General features: G+C 58.8%; 5 protein-coding genes. 1 reads left to right on the top strand and 4 read right to left on the bottom strand.

Annotated features, from left to right (window positions below; all coding sequences use genetic code 11):
- Positions 1-146 precede the first annotated feature (146 nt).
- Entirely contained in the window at positions 147-881 is a 735-nt protein-coding gene (locus QMZ29_RS09890; RefSeq protein ID WP_075201387.1) for a thioesterase II family protein, read from the top strand.
- Positions 882-931: 50 nt separating this feature from the next.
- Here the strand turns inward: QMZ29_RS09890 and QMZ29_RS09885 are convergent, their stop codons facing one another.
- From QMZ29_RS09885 to QMZ29_RS09870, 4 genes are all read right to left on the bottom strand, one after another.
- Positions 932-1,348 (bottom strand): RbsD/FucU family protein, encoded by a 417-nt coding sequence (locus QMZ29_RS09885; RefSeq protein ID WP_049204953.1) that lies wholly within the window; start codon positions 1,346-1,348, stop codon positions 932-934.
- A 48-nt stretch (positions 1,349-1,396) separates the two neighbouring features.
- Complete coding sequence (locus QMZ29_RS09880; protein WP_025303314.1) at positions 1,397-2,161, bottom strand: SDR family NAD(P)-dependent oxidoreductase; 765 nt, start codon at positions 2,159-2,161, stop codon at positions 1,397-1,399.
- A gap of 21 nt (positions 2,162-2,182) precedes the next feature.
- The gene (locus tag QMZ29_RS09875) at positions 2,183-3,418 is read right to left on the bottom strand and encodes an MFS transporter (RefSeq protein WP_254599103.1); all 1,236 of its coding nucleotides are present in this window, start codon (positions 3,416-3,418) and stop codon (positions 2,183-2,185) included.
- 270 nt (positions 3,419-3,688) lie between these two features.
- Positions 3,689-4,723, bottom strand: a complete 1,035-nt coding sequence (locus QMZ29_RS09870) for a LacI family DNA-binding transcriptional regulator (protein WP_147823938.1) — start codon at positions 4,721-4,723, stop codon at positions 3,689-3,691.
- Positions 4,724-4,988: the final 265 nt, after the last annotated feature.

The following is a 4,988-nucleotide window of genomic DNA, read 5'->3' as shown; positions in this document are numbered from 1 at the left end:
TGGCGCAGCGTGTTCGCTATACCTGAGGGGAAATCAGCGGGATAAACTATCCCGCTGATCCCGCTACGGTATTGATTTTGATTACGCCGCTCCCGTTCTCCGCGGTGGCGGATAGCGTCATATTCTTGCAAAGCAGAGGAAGCCGTATGTGGTTTGAGCAAATAAAAAGGGGTACCGGTGGGGATGATGAGCATATTTTATTTTGTTTCCCTTATGCTGCCGGAAATGCCGAGGTATTCGTGCCATTCTCTCACTACGTCAATAGCAATACGTCCGTGTACGCCATGCAACTGCCCGGCAATGGGCGCCGCTTTTCAGAGGCGTTGTGCAATGATGTCTACAAAATTTTGGATGAGGTGGAACGAGAAGCCACGAGCCTGATGTCGGGAAAACCGTACTCATTTCTTGGTCACAGCAATGGCGGATTATTCGCCTTTGAATTGGCGAGTCGTTTTATCGCTCAGGATAAACCGCCGGCGCGAATTTTTATCGCCGCAGAAGCACCGCCGCACATTACGGATTTTAAGCATGATCCGATGCATTCAGATGATGATGAAATGGCCGAAGTATTGCGTCGTTATGGCGGAACTCAACCTGATATTTTGGATGACGTTGATTTCAGAAGCTTATTTTTTCCTATTATACGCAACGAGCTGTCGATTAATTTTCATATGAAACGGGCGTTGAAGGAGAAGACAATCAATTATCCTTTGGTGTTGATTCACGGCAGCCGCGACAGCACTGTTTCCAAGACGGACATGGCGGCTTGGGCGCGCTATACAAGCGCGCATATCGGTCTGCACACCGTTTCGTCGGATCATTTCTTCATCAATCATCAGCCGAAAGAAGTGGCGGATATCGTGAATCAGCAGCTGGCGTAAAGCGCAGGTATGGCGGTTGGGGCACAACCGCCATTAACGCAATGGCGTCATCACACCACCGGCGCCACCGTCAGCAGCAGGTTGGCGAAGCGGCGCTGTTCGCCGGAGGCGATCACCAGCAACGTCCGATCCGATTTGACCGCGGCGTAAAACGCCTCGCGCGGCAGGTATTCGATCGGGCAATGTTCAGGCAGCAGCTGCCGGTATTCGGCTTCGATAGCGTTGGTGAAGTCCGGCGGGCAGGCCATCAGCGCCGCGCTTTCCACGTTGATGCAGGCCAGCAGTTTTTCCAGGATCGGCGGAGCGGCGAGCGTGCCGGGCGCCAGGTTCAGATAGACCACGGTGGCGTCTTTCGGCGCGTGGGTCATGCAGGCGTAGTTGCCGTCGGCGATCAGCACCTGGGTTTTATGCCCGCATTGCGCCAGCGCGGCGAGCAGCGGCGGGTGGATGATGGCGGATTTAATCATAAGGCGATACCTGAATAGGGGGCGGCAGCCGTGCCGCCCGCAGCTGAATTACATGCGGTAGATGCCGCCGTTGATATCGAGGGTGGCGCCGGAGATGAAGCCGTCGTATTCCGCCGCCAGAAAGGTGATGGCGCGCGCCACGTCGTCCGGCGTGCCTGCGCGGCCCAGCGGGATGGCGCGAACGGTTTCCTCCGCCGATTCTTGGGTGGTGTGGCGATTATGGAAGCGGGTGCCGAGGATCAGGCCGGGCGCCACAGCGTTTACCCGGATGCCGTGCTCGCCCAGCTCCGCCGCCAGCGAGCGCGTCCAGGTGAGCACCGCGCCCTTAGTGGCGGAATAGACCAGCGAGCCGGAGTGGCCGCCGGCGCGGCCGGCCTGCGAGGCCAGGTTGACGATGCTGGCGCCGTTTGCCGCCGCCTTCAGGAACGGTAGCGCGCTCTGCGTCACGTTCAGCATGGTGGTCATGTTCACGTCGATCACGGTTTGCCAGAAGGCGCGGTCGATCTCGCCCAGCCATTTGCGCCCGACGATGCCGCCGACGTTATTGACCAGAATATCGATGCCGCCGAGAAACTCGGCGCCGGCCGCGACGCAGCGCAGCGTTTCGTCGGTATCGATGAGATCGGCGTAGCCGTAAGCGGCTTTTTGCCCCAGAGAATGGGCCAGCGCCACCAGCGCCTTGGGGCCGCTTTCGTCGCTGTGATAGTGAAAATAGATGTCGCAACCGGCCTTGATCAGCCGCTCCGCAGTGGCGCGGCCAATGCCCTGTTCCGCTCCGGTGATAAAGACCTTCTTGCCCGCAAGATCGCCCATGATTGACTCCTTATTGGTTCGTTAAGAATTGATGACGCCTTCACGCTGTTTGGCGCAGTAGAAAATGCAGATCAGCCCGGTGGCCAGCAGGCACGAGGCCAGGAAAAACAGCCCCGGCGCGCTGCTGCCGGTCAGATCGTTCAGCACGCCCACCGCATAGGGGGCGACAAAACCGCCGATATTGCCGATGCAGCTGACCACCGCCAGCCCGGCGGCCGCAGCCGCGCCGGTGGAGATATTGGCGGGCATGGATAAAAACGGCGGCACGGCGGTGTAGATACCGATGGCGGCGATGCACAGGAACGACAGCGCGACGAGCGGGTCGTATTTAAAAAACGTCACCGCCCCCATCAGGCCGATGGCGGCAACCATCATGCTGAGGCCGGCAAATACGCCGAGCTTTTTGGTTTTGCTGGCCCACAGGCTCCACGGATAGACCAGCAGCGCGGCCAGGCCGTAGGGAATGAGCGCCAGTAGGCTGACGCGGAAGATATCGCCGCCGGAGAGGGCGCTGATGATCGACGGCAGCCAGGTGCCGAAGCCATAAATGCCGCACACCATGCCGAAGTTGAGCAGCGCGTAGAGCAGGTATTTCTTGTTTTTAATCCCCTTCAGGAAGTCAGCCAGCGTGATTTTAGAGCCGGATTTGGAGCGGCCGGCGTTGCTCATCAGCCAGGCTTTTTCCTCCACGTTCAGATAGCCGACGTCTTTGGGGGAGTTCTTGATCAGGAACGGGATCAGCAGGCCGATGACGATCGGCGGCAGCCCTTCGAGGATAAACAGCAGCTGCCAGGGGGCGAACCCGAACCAGTCATGCTGAATATTGAGAATAAAGCCGGAAATCGGCGAGCCGACCGCGTTGGACAGCGGCTGGACGATGATAAACATGCCGAGAATTTTGGTGCGGTATTTCTCCGGAAAGAAGACCGTGAAGTAATACACCACCGAGGGAAAGAAACCGGCTTCGCACACGCCCAGCATAAAACGGCAAATATACAGCTCCAGCGGCGTGCGCACAAAACCGAGCAGGGTCGCGAAGATGCCCCAGGAAATTAATATTCTGGCGAACCAGATGCGCGGGCCAAATTTAATAGTGCCGGCGTTGCTGGGTATTTCAAACAGGAAATAACCGATAAAGAAAATCCCGGAGGCGAAGCCGAAAGCCGAGGCGGTCAATCCCAGATTATCTTCCAGCGCTTTGGCGGCGTAGGCCATATTGTTGCGGTCGAGAAAGGCCAGGAAATACAATAAGATCATGAGGGGGACAATATGCAGCGTCAATTTCCTGATGGCGCTGCGTTCAATATCCGTTGGCATTGTTTTTTTCATCATGGTTTTTCCCATGTGGTTAATCGGAATAATAGCGGCCCAGCCCAAAGTCATGAGCGGCGTGCTGAATAACGACGTTGCGTGCATAAAAGCGTCGCGCCGTTTATTTATTGCGACGATTCTATTTTTTCTGCTTTTAGCTGCGACGATCCGGACGATGCCGGCTGCGCATCGTCTGGGAAAGTCGTTTTTACCGTATTAACCGGCGGCTTTGACCGAGCGCCGGCTGATGACCGACGGCGGGAAGAGAAACTCGCCGGGGGGTTGCAAATCATTGTTGATACGGCCGATCAGGCGTTCGACCATCAGCTGCGCCATCTCCGCCAGCGGTGGGCCAATCGACGTCAACCCCGGTTCGGCCAGGCCGGCCAGCGCGATATTATCGATGCCAATCACCGAGATGTCTGCGGGCACCTGGATGCCGGCGGCGCGCAGGCCCACCATCAGCCCGATGCCCAGCGCATCGTTAATCGCCACGATGCCGTCCGGGCGCGGTGCCAACGCGAGAACGCGCGGCGCCAGCGTCAGCCCCAAGTCGAACATTTCCGTGTCGCCGTAGGCGCTGTTGGCTTTGCCTTCGATCACCCGTTGGCGTTCGCTCAGGCTGTGCCCCAGCGCGCTCAGAAAACCGTCGATCTTGTGGCTGCGCCCGACGGTCAGCGTCGCTTCGGTGGCGAACACGATGTGTCGGCAGCCGCGCTCGAGCAGGTGCTGCGCGGCCAGGCGCCCGGCGGCGATATTGTCCATCGACACGCTGTCGAACAGTCGGGTATCGGTGGCCATCGGCTCGGCGAACGGGCTGTCGTAGCTGACAATCTTCATGCCACGCTCGGCGGCCCGAACAAAATGAGTCTGGCGAATGTCGCTCGCCGCTACGATGATGCCGCGCACGCCGTGCAGGAACATATCGTCGATAAACGCGGCTTCTTCCTGTTCCTGGCGGTAGGCGTTGCCGAGCAAAACGCGGTAACGGTGAACCCGCGCCGCGCCGTCGACCGCATGCGCCAGCGCCGAAAAGCTCGGGTTGACGATCGACGGCAGCAGCAGGCCGATGATCTTCGCCTGCGGCGCGGGCACCGCCGCTCGGGCCGGCCGGTATCCCAGGGCTTCCATCGCCCGTTCGATGCGCTCACGGGTCTGCGCGCTCATCTGGTGGCTGCGATTGTTCAGCAGGTTCGACACGCTGCTGATGGACACGCCGGCCAACCGCGCCACATCACGAATATTTGCCATTTGCCGATACCTTGCTGCCTGCCGTTAGCCTGCAATCTATAAGGGAAGCCGGCCGCAGGCAAGCCGGAACCGGGGCGCTGCGCGCATGGGATTGCGCATTTGTGAGAATCGTCAGGCGGCAGCCGTGTTGTTTACTAAACAACACAGGGGGAGAGGGGCAATGTGTTAACGCAGATGAGTGAGATCTGCGAAGCACCTCTCGTTTATCGCCCTTCGGGGCGGCGGGTTCTGTACTATTGTTTTCTCTTTGCGGCTCGTTCCAGGC

Source organism: Serratia sp. PF-27 (assembly GCF_030053255.1).
GTDB classification, from domain to species: Bacteria; Pseudomonadota; Gammaproteobacteria; order Enterobacterales; family Enterobacteriaceae; genus Serratia; species Serratia bockelmannii.
This window is presented reverse-complemented; position numbering and strand designations above follow the sequence as displayed.